We start from the raw sequence: 16,535 nt of genomic DNA, 5'->3' as shown, positions 1-16,535 counted from the left end.
AAAGGCGCAGGTTCGCGCCGATGGCAAAACCGTTAACATCGCATCGACCGCTGCTGGCCGTCGCTCTGAAAACGAGCGCGGTGTTTTTGTTCACTGTCATGGCGGCGCTGATCAAATCGCAGTCTGATCACTTTCCACCGGGCGAGATGGTGTTTTTCCGATCGTTATTCGCCATTCCGGTAATTGTCATCTGGCTGATCTCACGCGGAGAATTGGCGCAGGGCTTTGTTGTGCGCAAACCCATGGGCCATTTCTGGCGCGGCGTGCTTGGCACGTCGGCGATGGGCCTGACCTTCACCGGTCTTGGCCTGATCCCCTTGCCCGAGGCCACGGCTATTGGCTACGCCACCCCGATCTTCACTCTGATTCTGGCGGCGGTCATGCTGGGCGAGCGCATCCGCAAGATTCGAATCGCCGCCGTCGCCATCGGCCTTTTGGGTGTTCTGATCATGATCTGGCCCCGGCTGGGCGGTAACAACATGGAGGCTGCCGCCACCTTTGGCGCGCTTTGTATTTTGGGGGCAACAATCGCCCGTGCCTTTGTGCAGATCCACATCCGGCAACTGGTACAGGTCGATCATCCGGCGGCCATCGTATTCTATTTCTCAATGACCGCGACCCTGATGTCCGGACTAACCGCATTCTGGGGCTGGGTCCTGCCCACATGGGAACAAGCTGCCGTGTTGATTCTGGCCGGACTGATCGGCGGTGTGGCGCAGATTCTTGTAACGTCGTCCTACCGCTTTGGTCAGGCGTCGATGCTAGCGCCTTATGACTACGCCTCGATGCTGTTTGCCATCGTCATCGGCTACGTCTGGTTCAGTGAATTGCCCACGCTGGTGATGCTGATCGGTGCGGCACTGGTGATCGCCGGCAATATCGTAGTGATCTGGCGTGAACATCAGCTTGGTCTGGAACGCGGGCGCGCCCGCGCCGTCACCGACCCTAAAGCCTGACCTTTACCTTTGCCAAACTTCCCCTAGGGTGTGCCCGACACAAAGTGAGGGTTCCCCATGAGCGACGCGCAGGATCACAAGGAAAAGATGCAGAAGGTGCAGGCCCAGCACCGCAAGAAAGTCTCGGAGGCGGTCGATCCCGGTCGGGGTCTGGTGCTTATCAACACCGGTAAGGGCAAAGGCAAATCCTCGGCTGCGTTTGGCGTGGTGATACGGGCCTTGGGCTGGGGTCAGAAGGTCGCCGTGGTGCAGTTCATCAAGGGCAAGTGGAAAACCGGCGAGCGGCGCTTCTTTGAGGATCGCGATCTGGTCACCTGGCACACGATGGGCGAGGGTTTTACCTGGGACACGCAGGACCGCGAGCGCGACATCGCTGCGGCCAATGCTGCCTTTGACAAGGCCCGCGCGTTGATGGCCAGCGGAGAGTATGATCTGGTGGTTCTGGATGAGGTCAACATCGCCCTGCGCTATGAGTATTTGTCGGTCGAGCAGGTCATTGACGGGCTGAAAGAGCGATCAGACAAAACCAGCGTGTTCCTGACCGGGCGCGACGCCCCACAGCCGCTGAGGGATTATGCCGATCTGGTCACCGAAATGACCGAAGAAAAGCATCCCTTCCAAGCTGGGATCAAAGCCCAGCGCGGCGTGGATTTCTGAGAACAGAGTCTAAACAGCCCAATAACCAGGGCTGTTACCCTTGCGGGTGTTCATTGAGAAAACGCACTGACCCGCGTTGGCTGGCTGCGCTGTCTGGCAAACGCTCGGACGGATTTCGGCGTGTCATCGGTTTTTTCTTTTCGACATAGGCGCAGAAGTCATCGTCACAGCAGCAGCAGCAGCAAGCAGTGGCGGCCTCGTACCGTGCCATGATTTCGTCAAGCGGATCGCCCATACCAAGCTTTTTCCGTACAAGTTCCGTTTCGTTTTCGAGGCTGCGGCGGGCTCTCACCAAGTCATGCGCTAAGCCCGCAAACCGCCTCGAAACTCTGTGCCGGATGATACTGCATCTAGAGTTGCCTTTTATCTGATTATTTTAGTCGGGAATTGCAAGGATAAAAACCACACGCGATCTGCTTCCTAGCTAGTGAACAGCATTGAGCCACTTGTTCTAACAACAAGCGGCTCAGAGGCTCGGGCATGTCACGATGAACTTGTGAAACTCACTTATTTCACGATCAGGCGGCCACACTCTCTTCCGATGAGCTGAGCGAGATCACAGCAACAACCGCTGCGCCGTTCAGCCAGTAGTAAATCGCATCCAGTCCCGAGAAGCCAAACAGGCTGGGCGCGGCCAGAAACGTAACGCCGACCAATAGATCGACGGCCAAATGGAATTTATAGGGCAGAACCCGCCAGACGCCGAGATGATGGTCGGTCAACACGGTCAAAACCAGCGCAGCGACGCCGGTAACAACCGACAGCCACAAGGCCATCGGGTTGGATTGCCCCAGCCCCAAAACAAACGGCAGCGCCATCAGCGCCAGAGCGACCGGATAATCAAGATAGGCGTGCACAGTGCGGGTAACGAAACGGACAGACATTGATTTTTCCTTTCCTAACGTGGCATGACACCAAGCTAGGCTGGGATACTCGAACGTTTAATTCCGGATCGTTCGGGAAATCTTGCAGATCGTTCGGAAGTCAAGCGGATCAGTGCATTGACCGGTATGCTGCCGGTGACAGACCAACCTGTTTTTTGAATACGCGGGAAAAGGCGGCCTCGGATGCGTAACCGACCTCGGCCGCCGCATCCGCCACGTTCCAGCGGTTTTCGGTCAGGCCATGGCAAGCAATCTGCATGCGCCAATCCGTCAGGTATTGCATGGGCGTTGTGTTCATCTTCTCAGCAAACAGCTGCGCGAAGGCAGTGCGCGACATTCCGGCCTCGCGCGCCAGGGACTCGACGCTCCATTCTTGCGCAGGAGCCTGATGAAAGGCCGTCAGAGCGCGTGAAATACGCGGGTCAGCAAACCCCGCCAATGCGGTGTCGCTGGGGCTCTGGTGTTCCAGATGGGCGCGAATGGCCTGCGCAAACAACACCTCGGACAGTTTCAAGGCGATCAGATCGCCCCCGATCCGCGCACCGCTGACCTCGGACCCGATCATGCGCAGGGTGGCTTCGATCCAGGCCCCGGCCTCTTCGCCGTAGTTTTCGATCAGAATGTAAGGTGGCAACCTGTCAATCAGCATATGACCCGCGCCCTTTCGCCCCGGCGGACCGGTGAACGAGAAATGACCACAGACAAGCTGTGTGTCGCGGCTTTTGTCCTCGCCGCCGTAAATCAGAACGCCATCGCCCTGATACCCGGCTTCATCAATGACCTGTTCCAATGGCAGGGCATTTAGCGGTTGAACCTCATTGCACAGCAGGGCATGGGCCGCCCCGTGCGGAATCAGGATCAAATCACCTTGCTTGAGGCGCAGCGTTTGGCCTGTGTTAGAGACGTTAACCTTCAACTCACCACGCTGAACAAAGTGGAACCGGGCGACGTTCTGAAAGGCCGGGACCTGGATGCCAAAAGGCGGTGTGAATGACGTGCGGAAATAGAATGTTCCACGCAGGGACAGACGGGTGAGGATATCGCTGAGAAGGTCCAACATGGGTGTAACCTATACTCACCTGCGCCTTCGTCCAGCCAACTGAACGTTCTGCACGGAAACTTGAACTTTGGGCAAAGAAAAACCCCCGCGAAAGGGCGGGGGTTCTCGGACGTTATACTCTAATCAGATCAGGCGCGAACCAGCGCCTCATAATCCTCCGCAATCTCGCGGGTCAGATCTCCGACCTCAAAGGTGTAGTCGCCGATTTGCCCCACCGGTGTGACCTCGGCCGCCGTGCCGGTCAGCCAGCATTGTTCGAAATCGGCCATTTCTTCGGGCTTGATGCGGCGCTCGATCACGTTGACGCCCTTGTCTTTCAGCATCTGGATCACTGTCTGGCGGGTGATGCCATTTAGAAAGCAATCGGCCAGCGGGGTGTGCACCTCACCATCCTTGACGAAAAACACGTTGGCGCCAGTCGCCTCGGCCACGTAGCCGTTGTAATCCATGAACAGCGCGTCCGAGCAGCCCTTGGCCTCGGCCTTGTGCTTGGAGATAGTGCAGATCATGTACAAGCCCGCCGCCTTGGCGTGAACCGGAATGGTTTCGGGGCTGGGGCGTTTCCATTCCGCGATGTCCAGCTTGGCACCCTGCATTTTAGCGTCGCCGTAATAGGCACCCCAAGGCCAGACCGCGACGGCCATGCGCACCGGGTTCCGGGCCGAGGCCACACCCATATCTTCACCCGAACCGCGCCAAACCAGAACACGCACGTAAGCGTCCTGCAGACCGCTGGCTTTCAGGGTTTCTTCCTTAGCGGCTTCAATCTGATCGATCGTATAAGGCATCGGCATGTCCAGCGCATCGGCGGATGCAATCAGACGCTCGGAATGTTCGCGGCTTTTGAAGATCTTGCCGTTATATGCGCGCTCGCCCTCGAACACCGAGGACGCGTAGTGCATCGCGTGGGACAGGATGTGCACATTGGCATCGCGCCAGGGCACCAGTTCACCATCTATCCAGATTACGCCGTCACGATCATCATACCCCGCCATGCGAAACCTCCTGAACCGGGTTGAATTTTTCGTTTGTTGCGCCATTTAAGTCCGATGCGGACATAAAGTTGCGCAGAAACTGCAGTTCGATACCTGTCCACTATTGGAATGTCAATAACGCTGACATAAAGTCAATCTCGAGTAACGAATGAGGCATACAATGTCGGATACGCGCCCCGTCCAAGTCTTTGGCGGCGAAAGCCTTTTGTTTTTAACCGACGAACAGTTGCGACAAGGGATCGAGGCGATGTTTTTCGCCTACCGGGGCTTTACCGCTGATCCGGATCGCATTCTGGCGCAGCTGGCCTATGGCCGGGCGCACCACCGGGCCGTCCATTTCATCAACCGCGCGCCGGGCACGACCGTGAACAACCTGCTGGCCATACTCGGGGTGACGAAACAATCGCTAAACCGAGTGCTTAGAACCTTGATTGACGACGGTCTTGTCGAAAGCCGGGTGGGCACGGTCGACAAACGCGAACGGCATCTGTTTCTGACCGACAAAGGCAAGGCGCTTGAGACCAAACTGTCCGAGGCCCAGCGCGTGCGAATGCGCGCCGCCTACAAGGATGCGGGACCCGAGGCGGTATCAGGATTTCGTAAAGTACTTGAAGCAATGATGGATGCTGATATGCGTCATGCTTACACGAAACTGCGGGATACGACCTCATGAGCGATTTGGATGCCCATCTGCTGATCGTCGACGACGATGAGCGAATTCGTGATCTGCTCAAAAAGTTTTTGATGCGAAGCGGGTTTCTGGTGACCGCCGCCCGCGATGCCGCCCATGCGCGGCGGGTGTTGTCTGGCCTCGACTTCGACATGATCGTTCTGGACGTGATGATGCCCGGCGAAGACGGTGTGAGCCTGACCAAAACGCTGCGTGAAACCCATGCCACGCCGATCCTGCTGTTGACCGCACGCGGTGAGACCGAGCACCGGATCGCCGGGCTTGAGGCCGGTGCGGACGATTATCTGGCCAAGCCGTTCGAGCCGAAAGAGCTGTTGTTGCGCATCAACGCCATTCTGCGGCGTATGCCTGAAACTCCGGCGCAGGATACGGCGACCAAGATTTTGACCCTCGGCCCGATCCGCTATGACGTGGAACGCGGCGAGATGTGGCAGGGCGAAGAACCGGTGCGCCTGACCGCGACGGAAAGCCAGTTGATGAAGATCTTCTCGACCCAACCCGGTGAGCCGATCAGCCGCGCCAAGCTGGTCGAGGATCTGGGCCGCGACAAGGGTCAGGCGCAGGAACGCGCAGTGGATGTGCAAATCACGCGTTTGCGGCGGAAGATCGAGCAGGACCCGAAGCAGCCGCGCTATCTGCAGACAGTACGGGGTGCTGGATATATGCTAGCGCCGGATTAATCGCACCGCAGCGACTTTAGACCATTTGAACAGGGGGGTTGTTATGAAAACCGCGCTTTTGACCCATGCGGACTGTCTGGGGCATGTGACGCCGGACGGACATCCTGAGCGGGTGGCTCGGTTGGAACAAATCCTGCACGCGCTGGAGTCACTGGACTTAAACCGGGTGACGGCCCCTTTGGCGGCGGATGACGATCTGTTGCGGGTGCATCCGGAAGGTTACATTCGAGACATTCGCAGTGCACGCCCATCTGATGGTTTCACCCAGATTGATGGCGACACCTTTATGTCGCCCGGCTCGGTCGACGCGGGCTATCGCGCGGCGGGGGCCGTGGTGCGGGCGGTGGATATGGTGCTGGGTGGCGAAGCGCCAAACGCGTTCTGCGCGATCCGCCCGCCGGGACATCATGCTGAAACCGATACTGCGATGGGATTTTGCTTGTTCGGCAATGCCGCCTTGGCAGCTAAACATGCATTAGATCATCACGGGTTGAACCGGGTCGCCGTGGTTGATTTCGATGTGCATCACGGCAATGGCACGCAGGATCTACTGTGGGATGAACGGCGTGCGCTGGTAATCACCAGCCAGCAAATGCCGTTGTGGCCCGGATCGGGTCGCCCGGATGAGACTGGCGCGCATGAAACTATCCTCAATATCCCCCTGTCCCCCGGTTCAGGCGGGACAGAAATGCGCGCGGTCTATGAAACACAGGCCTTCCCGCGTTTGCGTGAATTCAAACCTGAACTGATCATTATTTCCGCCGGTTTTGATGCGCATCAGGATGATCCGCTAGCCAATCTGAACTGGTCCACCGGCGATTTCGCCTGGGTCACGGCCGAGCTGTGCAAGATTGCAGATGAGCTTTGCGGGGGACGTATCGTCTCGACTCTGGAAGGCGGGTATGATCTGAACGCACTGGCCGAGGCCACCCGCGCCCATGTGGAAGAATTGATGAAGGCAGCCCGATGACCGATACCCCAGTAGACCAGATGACATTCGAACAGGCGATGAAAGAGCTTGAGGCCGTTGTCGGCCAGCTGGAGCGCGGTGACGTGGCACTGGACCAATCCATCGCGCTGTATGAGCGCGGCGCGGCGTTGAAAAAGCGTTGCGAGGATGAGCTGAAGCGAGCCGAAGAAAAGGTGGCTGCTATTACTCTGGACGCCAACGGTCAGCCGACCGGGACGACGCCTGTCGAAGGTCAGTAAATGTTTCGTGAAATACTAGCGCAGGATGCAGCGCGAATTCAGGATCAGTTCGATCTGGTTCTGGGCGCGCTGGATGATTTGGATGTGACCCGTGCGATGGCCTATGCCACCGAAGGCGGCAAGCGGTTGCGTGGGTTTCTGGTGCTGGAAAGCGCGCGCCTGCACGAGGTGGACCAAGGCTGCGCGATCTGGCCCGCTGCCGGGATCGAAGCGCTGCATGCCTATTCATTGGTGCATGATGATCTGCCCTGTATGGATGACGACGACATGCGCCGTGGGCGGCCCACGGTACATATAAAATGGGACGAAGGCACCGCCGTTCTGGCTGGGGACGCGTTGCAGACGCTGGCTTTCGAACTGTGCGCCCACCCCGAGGTCGGCAAGGCCGAGGTTCGGGCAGATTTGGCACTAACACTCGCCAAAGCTAGCGGAGCGCAAGGTATGGTCCTGGGTCAGGCGCTGGATATCGCGGCGGAAACGGCGGCGACTCCGCTAACGCTGGACGAAATCACGCGCCTTCAGGCAGGTAAGACCAGCGCGTTGATCGAATGGTCCGCCTGTGCCGGTGCGCGTTTGGCGCAAGCAGACCCCGAGCCATTGCGCCAATATGCCCAGGCACTGGGGCTTGCTTTTCAGATCGCGGACGACATTCTTGATGTCGAAGGTGATGCCGAAAAGGCCGGGAAACGCCTGCAAAAGGATGCCCAGGCCGGCAAGGCCACATTTGTATCGCTTTTGGGTCTGGATGCGGCCAAAGCCCGCGCGGCGGAACTGGTGGATCGGGCCTGCGCCGCGCTGGAGGGCTATGGCGCATCGGCTGAAACCTTGAAGGACGCCGCCCGCTTCGTTATTGCCCGGGACAGCTAAGCCAGGAATGCCGAATGTCTGATCGTCCGAAAACGCCTTTGCTGGACCTTGTGAACCGCCCCGCGGATCTCAAGCAGTTCTCGGATGCGCAGCTGCATCAGGTGGCGCAGGAATTGCGGGCCGAGACGATTTCGGCCGTATCCGTCACCGGTGGCCACTTGGGCGCGGGGTTGGGTGTGGTCGAACTGACCACCGCGCTGCATGCGGTGTTCGATACGCCGCGCGACAAGATCATCTGGGATGTGGGGCATCAGTGTTATCCGCATAAGATCCTGACCGAACGGCGCGACCGTATCCGCACCCTGCGCATGAAAGACGGTCTAAGTGGCTTCACCAAGCGCAGCGAAAGCCCCTTTGACCCGTTTGGAGCAGCGCATAGTTCAACCTCGATCAGCGCGGCACTCGGGTTTTCAGTGGCGCGCGATCTGGGTGGTGTTACGCCCGAAGGGCTGGGCGACGCAATTGCCGTGATCGGCGATGGGTCAATGTCGGCTGGCATGGCCTTTGAGGCGATGAACAACGCCGGTCATCTGCGCAAACGTCTGATCGTTATCCTCAACGATAATGAGATGAGCATTGCCCCGCCTGTCGGCGCGCTGTCTAGCTATCTGTCACGAATTTATGCCGAGGCTCCGTTCCACGACCTGAAAGCCGCCGCCAAGGGTGCTGTGTCACTGTTGCCCGAACCGTTCCGCGAAGGTGCAAAACGCGCCAAGGAAATGCTGAAAGGCATGGCCGTGGGCGGCACACTGTTCGAAGAGCTTGGCTTTTCCTATATCGGTCCGCTCGACGGCCACGACATGGATCAGTTGCTGCCGGTTCTGCGCACCGTCAAAGCGCGGGCTACTGGCCCGATTCTGATCCACGTACTGACTAAAAAGGGTAAGGGCTACGCCCCCGCCGAACAGGCCCGCGACAAGGGTCATGCCACCGCCAGATTTGACGTGGTCACAGGCGAACAGAAAAAGGCCCCGTCCAACGCGCCGTCCTATACCTCAGTCTTTGGTAAAACTCTGGTTGATGAGGCTGGACGCGATGACAAGATCGTTGCCGTTACGGCCGCAATGCCGGATGGAACCGGGTTGAACCTGTTTGCCGAACGCTACCCCTCGCGCTGTTTCGACGTTGCAATTGCGGAACAGCATGGCGTGACCTTTGCGGCGGCGCTGGCAGCCGGTGGGATGAAGCCGTTCTGCGCAATGTACTCGACCTTTTTGCAGCGCGGTTACGATCAGGTCGTGCATGATGTGGCCATTCAGCGGCTGCCTGTGCGCTTTGCCATCGACCGCGCGGGTCTTGTGGGCGCGGATGGTGCGACCCATGCGGGATCTTTCGACATTGCCTATCTCGCCAACCTGCCCGGCATGACCATCATGGCCGCTGCGGATGAGGCCGAACTGATGCATATGGTCGCCACGGCGGCCGCCCATGACGACGGTCCCATAGCCTTCCGCTATCCGCGCGGTGAGGGCGTTGGTGTCGACCTGCCCGAACGGGGCGAGGTGCTTGAGATCGGCAAAGGCCGCCTGATCCAGAATGGCGCGCGCGTGGCTCTGCTGTCTTTTGGCACCCGCCTGGCCGAAGTGCAAAAGGCCGCCGAGGCCCTTTCTGCCCGCGGTATCACCCCCACCATCGCCGATGCTCGTTTCGCCAAACCGCTGGACCGCGATCTGATCCTTGATCTGGCCGCAAACCACGAGGCCCTGATCACCATCGAAGAGGGTGCCATTGGCGGTTTCGGCAGCCACGTGGCGCAGCTTTTGGCGGATGAGGGCGTGTTCGATCACGGGCTGAAATACCGCTCGATGGTGCTGCCGGATATCTTCATCGACCAGGCCAGCCCGGCGGATATGTATGCTGTCGCAGGCATGAATGCCGAACAGATCGAGGCCAAGGTGCTGTCGGTTCTGGGCGTCACGACGATCGGTGAAAAACGCGCCTAAGCGGTTACCGGAACACGATTAGGGAAACGCGTGGTGCCTCAAGAGGGACTCGAACCCCCGACCTTGTCCTTACGAAGGACCTGCTCTACCAGCTGAGCTATTGAGGCAGCGACACGTCGTTTAAACCCAGGCCCCGCCCATGTCCAGAGTTGTCAAAGCCTCGATCTGATTTAAGGTTTCGCGATGATCAAAGAGAGGGCGACGTAGCTGCAGTTAGTATGGCCAGTGAACCGTATTAGACTGATGCCAGGTAGTTTGGTTCGAGTTCCGTATCCGGTTAATCCGCAATCCGTGCACCCCAACGTCATTCAACTTGTTTGATCGTTGTTCTTTTTGGATCCTATCTAAAGCAACGCTTCGATACGCGCCAGCTATCAGAACTCATGTACCATCTAAGATATTAATTTGAATACATTTTTATAGTAGTCTGGCGACCCCGGCAGGATTCGAACCTGCAACCTGCCCCTTAGGAGGGGGCTGCTCTATCCAGTTGAGCCACGGGGCCGCGCAAGGCTCTCTGTACCTTGGTTTTTCAGGGTTGTCATGACCTTTGCACAACAGTTGTAAATCAATCCCTGTTCACGCTACCATCGGGCAAAACAACAGTGCAGGTGCCCTCCGTGACCACAGAAACAAAACGTCCGCTTACCCTTCGTGATGTCTCGGAAGCGTCAGGAGTGTCCGAAATGACAGTTAGCCGAGTTCTTAGGAACCGGGGCGACGTGTCGGACGCCACCCGCACCCGTGTTTTGGCCGCAGCGAAAGAGCTGGGATATGTACCCAACAAGATCGCAGGCGCACTGGCTTCAAGCCGGGTAAATCTGGTCGCAGTGATCATCCCGTCGTTGTCAAACATGGTCTTTCCCGAGGTACTGACCGGCATCAATCAAGTGCTGGAAGACACCGAATTGCAGCCCGTGGTCGGCGTCACAGACTATCTGCCCGAGAAAGAGGAAAAGGTCCTGTACGAGATGCTCTCGTGGCGGCCATCGGGCGTGATCATCGCTGGATTGGAACATACCGATGCCGCCCGCGCGATGCTGGATTCAGCCGGGATTCCGGTGGTCGAGATCATGGATACGGACGGCAAGCCGGTGGATGCGATGGTCGGCATTTCCCACCGTCGTGCCGGGCGCGAAATGGCTGCGGCGATTCTTAAGGCGGGCTATGAACACATTGGTTTCATGGGCACTAAGATGCCTCTGGATCACCGCGCGCGGAAACGCTTTGAAGGCTTTACCGAGGTGTTAGGCAAGAACGGAATCGAAATCGAAGATCGCGAGTTCTATTCAGGCGGCTCGGCTTTGGCCAAAGGGCGCGAAATGACGCAGACCATGTTGGACCGCTCGCCCGATCTGGATTTCCTTTATTATTCCAACGACATGATCGGCGCAGGCGGATTACTGTATCTGCTGGAACGAGGCATCGAAATCCCGAGGCAGATCGGTCTGGCTGGGTTCAACAATGTCGAATTGCTACAGGGGCTGCCGCGTAAGCTGGCCACAATGGATGCCTGCCGTCATGAGATCGGTCGCAAAGCGGCCGAGATCATCGCCGCCCAATTGGCCGATCCGAACGTCGAAATCGACACCCGCGTGACCCTGACCCCCAAAATCAGCTACGGCGACACGCTAAAGCGACGCTAAGCGATGGCTCTGCCGTGGCTGGACAATAAAACAGCCCGTGCCTTGTTCATGGATCGCCATGCGCTGGCCGAACCACCTTCGGGCGGGGCGAAAGGCAAGGATTTGTTGGCATTGATCCACCGGCTGGGCTTTGTGCAGCTGGACAGTATCAACACCGTGGCCCGCGCCCATGATATGATCCTGTATTCGCGCAGGCCGTCATACCGCGCCAACAACCTCAAGCATCTTTATGAACGTGACAAGGCACTGTTCGAGCACTGGACCCATGATGCCGCTGTGATCCCGATGGAATTCTACCGTCATTGGCACCTGCGATTTCAACGCGATGAAGCGCTGTTGAAATCCCGATGGAAGAACTGGCGTCGGGAAGGGTTCGAACAGCAATTTGCCACCGTTCTGCAACATATCCGCGACCACGGGCCGGTGTCGTCCTCGGACGTGGGCAAAGACGAAAAGAAGGGATCAGGTGGTTGGTGGGATTGGCACCCGTCGAAAACAGCGCTCGAATTTCTGTGGCGCTCGGGTGCGTTGACGGTGATTGGCCGCAACGGTTTTCAAAAACGATATGACCTGACCGAGCGGGTCATCGACACTCATCTGTGCCCAGGCAACATGGCTTGCGACACTGAAGAAACAGTGGATTGGCTGTGCAATGCGGCGCTGGATCGGTTGGGTTTTGCCACGCCCGGAGAATTGGCAGCATTTTGGGATACGGTCAGCGTCAGCGAAGCCAAAGATTGGTGTAAAAAGGGCCTAAAAAAAAGATATTTGGAGGAAATAGTAGTCACTTGCGCCGATGGAAAAACGCGAAAACTGCTGGCGCGGCCGGGTTTGACCAACGAAGACCCGCCCTCACCGTCCAATCGCATCCGGGTGCTCAGCCCCTTTGACCCAATGCTGCGCGACCGCAATCGGGCGGAACGCCTGTTCGGTTTCCACTACCGGATTGAGGTTTTTGTGCCCGCAGCCAAGCGGACCTATGGTTATTACGTGTTTCCTCTGTTGGAAGGTGATCGAATGATTGGCCGGATCGACATGAAAGCGCAGCGTAACCGAGGTATTCTGCAGATCAGCGCGCTGTGGCCGGAAAGATCCGTGCGCTGGTCCGACGCGCGGACCCGCAGACTGGAATCAGAACTGGACCGAGTTCGCCGTTTCGCCGGGCTGGATAACGTGGAATTTGCCGCTGATTGGCTGAAAGAACCTAAATAGGGTCTATTCGGCGCCCCTCAGCGTCAGTTGGATCGGTTGCAGGCTATCGATTCCGCCTTCGATCACGTCGCCTTCCTTCACCGGACCAATACCGGTGAGTGTGCCGGTCAGGATCAGGTCTCCAGGACCGAGCCAGGCGGAAATGGCACGGTTGCCCGGTCAGACCCACCATCGGCGCGGATCTGAAATTAGATCTTCACGGTCAACCTAATGACCCATCTCGCGATATGGGCGATCCACTTAGAGTATTCGCGCCCCCGGATGGACCGCATCCTGCCCCTGCACCGAAATCGCAGTCGGATCGGGAGGAGAAAGCAAAATGTCCGGCATCGCAGTCCGCTAATATATCAGGCAGCGCGCATCTTACTGTCGTGGCCTGAAGTAATAAGTCACCCATTACTGCAGTTGCGGTGGAACTGTCGCAAGACAGTCCGCCAATTGGCAAAGCCCCGATAACCGCTGTTCACAATCCGGTTGCACCACCTTGGAAAACGCCGGAACAGCTCTAAGTTGAAAGGTGGCAGAGTGACAAACGCTGGCAAATCGGGGTGCCGCGCGCTCTGACCACCACTCGCAAATATGGCGGGGACCCAAGCACCCGCCACGACGTCAAGACACCCCATAGGGTCGCGTACCAAGCTGCAATATCGGGTGCGAATATTTCAGAGAACTATGGTCAAAGACGTTACCCCCAAGGTCTTTGCGCCAGAAAGCCGGTCATATTTCGGATCGGCGTGTTCTCTGAATTGCGGGTCGGACCGTCGGGAACTATCCGTCGCAACCGACCTCGGGCCAGGCATATAATCCAGTACACGTCTGGCCACCCCGTCAGAGATAGCACCTGTCTCTGGCGGGGTACGTATTTGGAGTGTCACGTTTCCAGGTCGCGCAGGTCGTTCAACAAATCCAGCAGGGCTTCGTGCCGTTCGGGACCTAGTTTGGTACGCAGATCCTCGGCCAAATGAACAGTCACCTGGATGTTGTCCTGAATGATCTGCTTCCCTTTAGCTGTGATATCAACGATCTGACGGCGCTTGTCACAAGGGTGCGCTCGCCGCAGGATCAGGCCTTTGGCCTCAAGCTTTTGCAGAATGCGGGTGAGGCTAGGCAACAGCAGACAGGCCCGGTCCGCAAGATGAGTCGGCTCTTGCGGGCCTTCCTCGTTCAGGACACGCAGCACACGCCATTGCTGTTCAGTTACACCAACATCCGCCAGCATCTTGCGAATGGGTCCCATGACGCGTTCCCGCGCCCGCAGCAACGCAATGGGCAATGAACGTGACGTCAATGGTACATCATTGGTCATACCAAATTCTCGCCGAATTCCGCTGACACTGCAACGGGACAGGCGGTTTTTCTGGCTGTTTTTACATATTTAGCCTCTAATTGGCGCTTTAAGACTGTTTATTTTTTGATGTTCGGCCACCTCCAACGGCCGTGAAGGACCGAAAGATCGTTGACCTTCTGCACGTGTTGCCCATCACTATCAGCTGAGAAAACCAGCCGGGGCTGACCCGCGCCAAGCGATGTTGAGGATAGTAATGAAATGGGATGAGTTTTCGGACTGGGGCAAGAAAGTATCCGAATGGGCACAGGATTATCACCTGACCGTGGGTGACAAACCGGTGCGCGCCCAGACCGAGCCGGGTGATATTTTGAACGCCCTGCCCGCCCGTCCACCGGAACAGGCGCAGGCGATCGAGGATATCTTTCGCGATTTCGAAGACATCGTGATGCCCGGTATCACCCACTGGCAGCACCCCCGGTTTTTTGCTTATTTCAACTCGAACGCATCTGCCCCGTCGGTTCTGGCCGAGTTTCTGGCCAGCGCCATCGCGCCGCAATGTATGCTGTGGCAAACCTCGCCCGCCGCGACCGAGATGGAGACGCGGATGATGGACTGGCTGCGTCAGGCGCTGGACCTCCCCGAGGGGTTCGCAGGGGTCATTCAGGATTCCGCTTCTTCTGCAACGCTGGCTGCTGTGCTGACCATGCGAGAAAAGGCGTTGAACTGGCAGGGCAATCACCAAGGATTGTTCGGGCAGAAACCGCTGCGTGTCTATTGTTCGGCTGAGGTTCACACCTCGGTGGACCGCGCCATCTGGGTCGCGGGGATTGGGCAAGACAATCTGGTTCGTGTTCCGATCAAAGGAGGTTGGCGCGGAATGGATCCTGCTGCACTGGAACGGGCAATTCAGTTCGATTTAGACACTGGTTTACAGCCCGCCGGTGTCATTATGTGCGTAGGCGGAACCGGGACCGGCGCCACTGATCCGATCGACGATTGTTTGAAGGTCGCGCAGAAATATGGGCTATATACGCATGTGGATGCGGCCTGGGCCGGGTCGGCGATGATCTGTCCGGAATACCGCCATTATTGGCCCGGCGTGGAACAGGCTGACAGCATCGTGTTCAACCCTCATAAATGGCTGGGTGTGCAATTCGACTGTTGCGCGCATTTCCTGAAAAATCCGGACGATCTGGTGCAGACGTTGGCGATCAGCCCGGAATTCCTCAAGACCCACGGCAAAGATGGGATCATCAATTACTCGGAATGGTCCGTGCCCCTTGGTCGTCGGTTCCGGGCGTTGAAACTGTGGTTCGTTATACGCGCCTATGGGTTGGAGGGGCTGCGCGAGCGGCTGCGCAACCATGTGAGCTGGTCCATCGACCTGCATGACAGGCTGGCGGCCGAGCCGGATTTCCAGATCACTACACAACCGATGTGGTCCCTGTGGACCTTCCGCTATGCACCTGAAGGGCACCCCGATCTGGACGCGCTGAACCTGCACCTGGTCAATGCCATCAACGACGATGGCCGCATTTACCTGACCCAAACCCGTGTGGACGGTAACATGACGATCCGTTTCCAGGCCGGCCAATTCGAAACCACCGAAGATGACGTTCGAATGGCCTATGATGTCATCACCGAAATCGCCCGCTCATTAACCTAAAGGTTCCGCCATGTCCGCACCCACAAATCCCTTTAAACAGGCTCTAATCAACGGAGAACGCCAAATTGGCTGCTGGAGCAGTTTTGCCGAGGCTGTCACCACCGAGATTATGGGTACCGCCGGATTCGATTGGCTAGTGATCGACGGTGAGCATGCACCAAACGACATCCGCTCGATCCGCGATCAGCTCATGACGTTGGCTGCCGGCCCCACTCATCCAGTGGTGCGAGTGCCCGTGGGGGAAACGGCGCTGATCAAGATGGTGTTGGATGTGGGGGCGCAGACCGTTCTGGTGCCGATGGTGGAAAGCGCCGAACAGGCGCGGGACTTGGTGCGCGCCTGCAGGTATCCGCCCGATGGTATGCGTGGTGTTGGCGCGGGGGCCGCACGGGCGACCGGTTACGGTTCGGTCGCGGATTACATAGCGACGGCGGATGCGCAGATCTGTCTGCTGGTACAGGTGGAAAACCGCGCCGGGATGGCGGCGCTGGACGATATTCTGACGGTCGACGGCGTGGATGGCGTGTTCATCGGCCCAGCGGACCTGTCCACCGATATGGGCTATCAGGGTAACAGCGCCGCGCCCGAAGTGCAGGCAACCATCGCCGATGCCATCACCCACATCAAAGCAGCGGGCAAGGCACCCGGCATTCTGGGCACCAATGACAAGGCAAGCCAGGCCTATATGGACATGGGCGCACAGTTTCTGGCGGTAGGGATCGATGTGATTCTATTGGCTCAATCTGCACGGGCGCTCGCCACCAAATGGAAGGCGAAATGA

17 protein-coding genes and 2 tRNA genes are annotated in these 16,535 nt (G+C 58.0%); 12 read left to right on the top strand and 7 right to left on the bottom strand.

The genetic code is table 11. The features are described from left to right. Positions 1–20: 20 nt before the first annotated feature. Positions 21–956 carry a DMT family transporter gene (locus tag ACR0DT_RS11190; RefSeq protein ID WP_480710812.1) on the top strand — a complete coding sequence of 312 codons (936 nt, stop codon included), beginning with the start codon at positions 21–23 and terminating at the stop codon, positions 954–956. Positions 957–1,013: 57 nt separating this feature from the next. Then, positions 1,014–1,613, top strand: a complete 600-nt coding sequence (gene cobO, locus ACR0DT_RS11185; RefSeq protein ID WP_480710811.1) for a cob(I)yrinic acid a,c-diamide adenosyltransferase — start codon at positions 1,014–1,016, stop codon at positions 1,611–1,613. 34 nt (positions 1,614–1,647) lie between these two features. On the opposite strand, the gene ACR0DT_RS11180 is transcribed toward cobO, so the two are convergent. The 4 genes from ACR0DT_RS11180 to ACR0DT_RS11165 form a co-directional block, all read right to left on the bottom strand. After that, the gene (locus tag ACR0DT_RS11180) at positions 1,648–1,848 is read right to left on the bottom strand and encodes a hypothetical protein (protein ID WP_480710810.1); all 201 of its coding nucleotides are present in this window, start codon (positions 1,846–1,848) and stop codon (positions 1,648–1,650) included. Between the two features lie 283 nt (positions 1,849–2,131). Then, positions 2,132–2,497 (bottom strand): SPW repeat domain-containing protein, encoded by a 366-nt coding sequence (locus ACR0DT_RS11175; RefSeq protein WP_480710809.1) that lies wholly within the window; start codon positions 2,495–2,497, stop codon positions 2,132–2,134. A gap of 109 nt (positions 2,498–2,606) precedes the next feature. Then, positions 2,607–3,557 carry an AraC family transcriptional regulator gene (locus ACR0DT_RS11170; protein WP_480710808.1) on the bottom strand — a complete coding sequence of 317 codons (951 nt, stop codon included), beginning with the start codon at positions 3,555–3,557 and terminating at the stop codon, positions 2,607–2,609. A gap of 128 nt (positions 3,558–3,685) precedes the next feature. Beyond that, complete coding sequence (locus tag ACR0DT_RS11165) at positions 3,686–4,552, bottom strand: branched-chain amino acid aminotransferase (protein WP_480710807.1); 867 nt, start codon at positions 4,550–4,552, stop codon at positions 3,686–3,688. Positions 4,553–4,712: 160 nt separating this feature from the next. Here ACR0DT_RS11165 and ACR0DT_RS11160 point away from each other — a divergent pair, with 160 nt between their 5' ends. From ACR0DT_RS11160 to dxs, 6 genes are read left to right on the top strand one after another with little or no spacing between them, the layout of a single operon-like run. Continuing rightward, positions 4,713–5,225 carry a MarR family winged helix-turn-helix transcriptional regulator gene (locus ACR0DT_RS11160; protein WP_480710806.1) on the top strand — a complete coding sequence of 171 codons (513 nt, stop codon included), beginning with the start codon at positions 4,713–4,715 and terminating at the stop codon, positions 5,223–5,225. Then, positions 5,222–5,923, top strand: coding sequence for a response regulator (locus ACR0DT_RS11155; protein WP_480710805.1), 702 nt, complete (start codon positions 5,222–5,224; stop codon positions 5,921–5,923). Before ACR0DT_RS11160 ends, ACR0DT_RS11155 begins: the two co-directional genes overlap by 4 nt. A gap of 43 nt (positions 5,924–5,966) precedes the next feature. Then, positions 5,967–6,893 (top strand): histone deacetylase family protein, encoded by a 927-nt coding sequence (locus tag ACR0DT_RS11150; RefSeq protein ID WP_480710804.1) that lies wholly within the window; start codon positions 5,967–5,969, stop codon positions 6,891–6,893. Then, positions 6,890–7,132: an exodeoxyribonuclease VII small subunit gene (locus tag ACR0DT_RS11145; RefSeq protein WP_058272726.1), complete on the top strand. Its 243-nt coding sequence runs from the start codon at positions 6,890–6,892 to the stop codon at positions 7,130–7,132. The genes ACR0DT_RS11150 and ACR0DT_RS11145 overlap by 4 nt, the downstream gene beginning before the upstream one ends. Continuing rightward, positions 7,133–7,999: a polyprenyl synthetase family protein gene (locus tag ACR0DT_RS11140; RefSeq protein WP_480710803.1), complete on the top strand. Its 867-nt coding sequence runs from the start codon at positions 7,133–7,135 to the stop codon at positions 7,997–7,999. A gap of 14 nt (positions 8,000–8,013) precedes the next feature. Next, entirely contained in the window at positions 8,014–9,942 is a 1,929-nt protein-coding gene (gene dxs, locus ACR0DT_RS11135; protein WP_480710802.1) for a 1-deoxy-D-xylulose-5-phosphate synthase, read from the top strand. A 31-nt stretch (positions 9,943–9,973) separates the two neighbouring features. On the opposite strand, the gene ACR0DT_RS11130 is transcribed toward dxs, so the two are convergent. Together ACR0DT_RS11130 and ACR0DT_RS11125 are read right to left on the bottom strand one after the other, a co-directional pair. Next, positions 9,974–10,049: transfer RNA gene (locus ACR0DT_RS11130), tRNA-Thr, on the bottom strand. A gap of 321 nt (positions 10,050–10,370) precedes the next feature. Beyond that, a tRNA-Arg gene (locus ACR0DT_RS11125) sits at positions 10,371–10,447 on the bottom strand. Positions 10,448–10,562: 115 nt separating this feature from the next. On the opposite strand from ACR0DT_RS11125, the gene ACR0DT_RS11120 reads away from it, so the two are divergent. Both ACR0DT_RS11120 and ACR0DT_RS11115 read left to right on the top strand, forming a co-directional pair. Beyond that, a complete protein-coding gene (locus tag ACR0DT_RS11120) occupies positions 10,563–11,588 on the top strand; it encodes a LacI family DNA-binding transcriptional regulator (RefSeq protein WP_480710801.1) in 1,026 nt (341 codons plus the stop codon). 3 nt (positions 11,589–11,591) lie between these two features. Further along, entirely contained in the window at positions 11,592–12,800 is a 1,209-nt protein-coding gene (locus tag ACR0DT_RS11115; RefSeq protein WP_480710800.1) for a winged helix-turn-helix domain-containing protein, read from the top strand. 871 nt (positions 12,801–13,671) lie between these two features. Here the strand turns inward: ACR0DT_RS11115 and hpaR are convergent. Next, on the bottom strand, positions 13,672–14,106 hold the full coding sequence (hpaR, locus tag ACR0DT_RS11110; protein WP_480710799.1) for a homoprotocatechuate degradation operon regulator HpaR: 435 nt from the start codon (positions 14,104–14,106) through the stop codon (positions 13,672–13,674). Between the two features lie 235 nt (positions 14,107–14,341). Between hpaR and ACR0DT_RS11105 the strand changes: the two genes are divergently transcribed. Both ACR0DT_RS11105 and ACR0DT_RS11100 read left to right on the top strand, forming a co-directional pair. Then, positions 14,342–15,754, top strand: a complete 1,413-nt coding sequence (locus ACR0DT_RS11105) for a pyridoxal phosphate-dependent decarboxylase family protein (RefSeq protein ID WP_480710798.1) — start codon at positions 14,342–14,344, stop codon at positions 15,752–15,754. A gap of 10 nt (positions 15,755–15,764) precedes the next feature. Then, the gene (locus ACR0DT_RS11100; RefSeq protein WP_480710797.1) at positions 15,765–16,535 is read left to right on the top strand and encodes an HpcH/HpaI aldolase family protein; all 771 of its coding nucleotides are present in this window, start codon (positions 15,765–15,767) and stop codon (positions 16,533–16,535) included.

The organism is Ruegeria sp. BI11, from assembly GCF_056538005.1.
The sequence above is the reverse complement of the archived record's forward strand: the minus strand, read 5'-3'. Positions and strand labels throughout refer to the sequence as shown.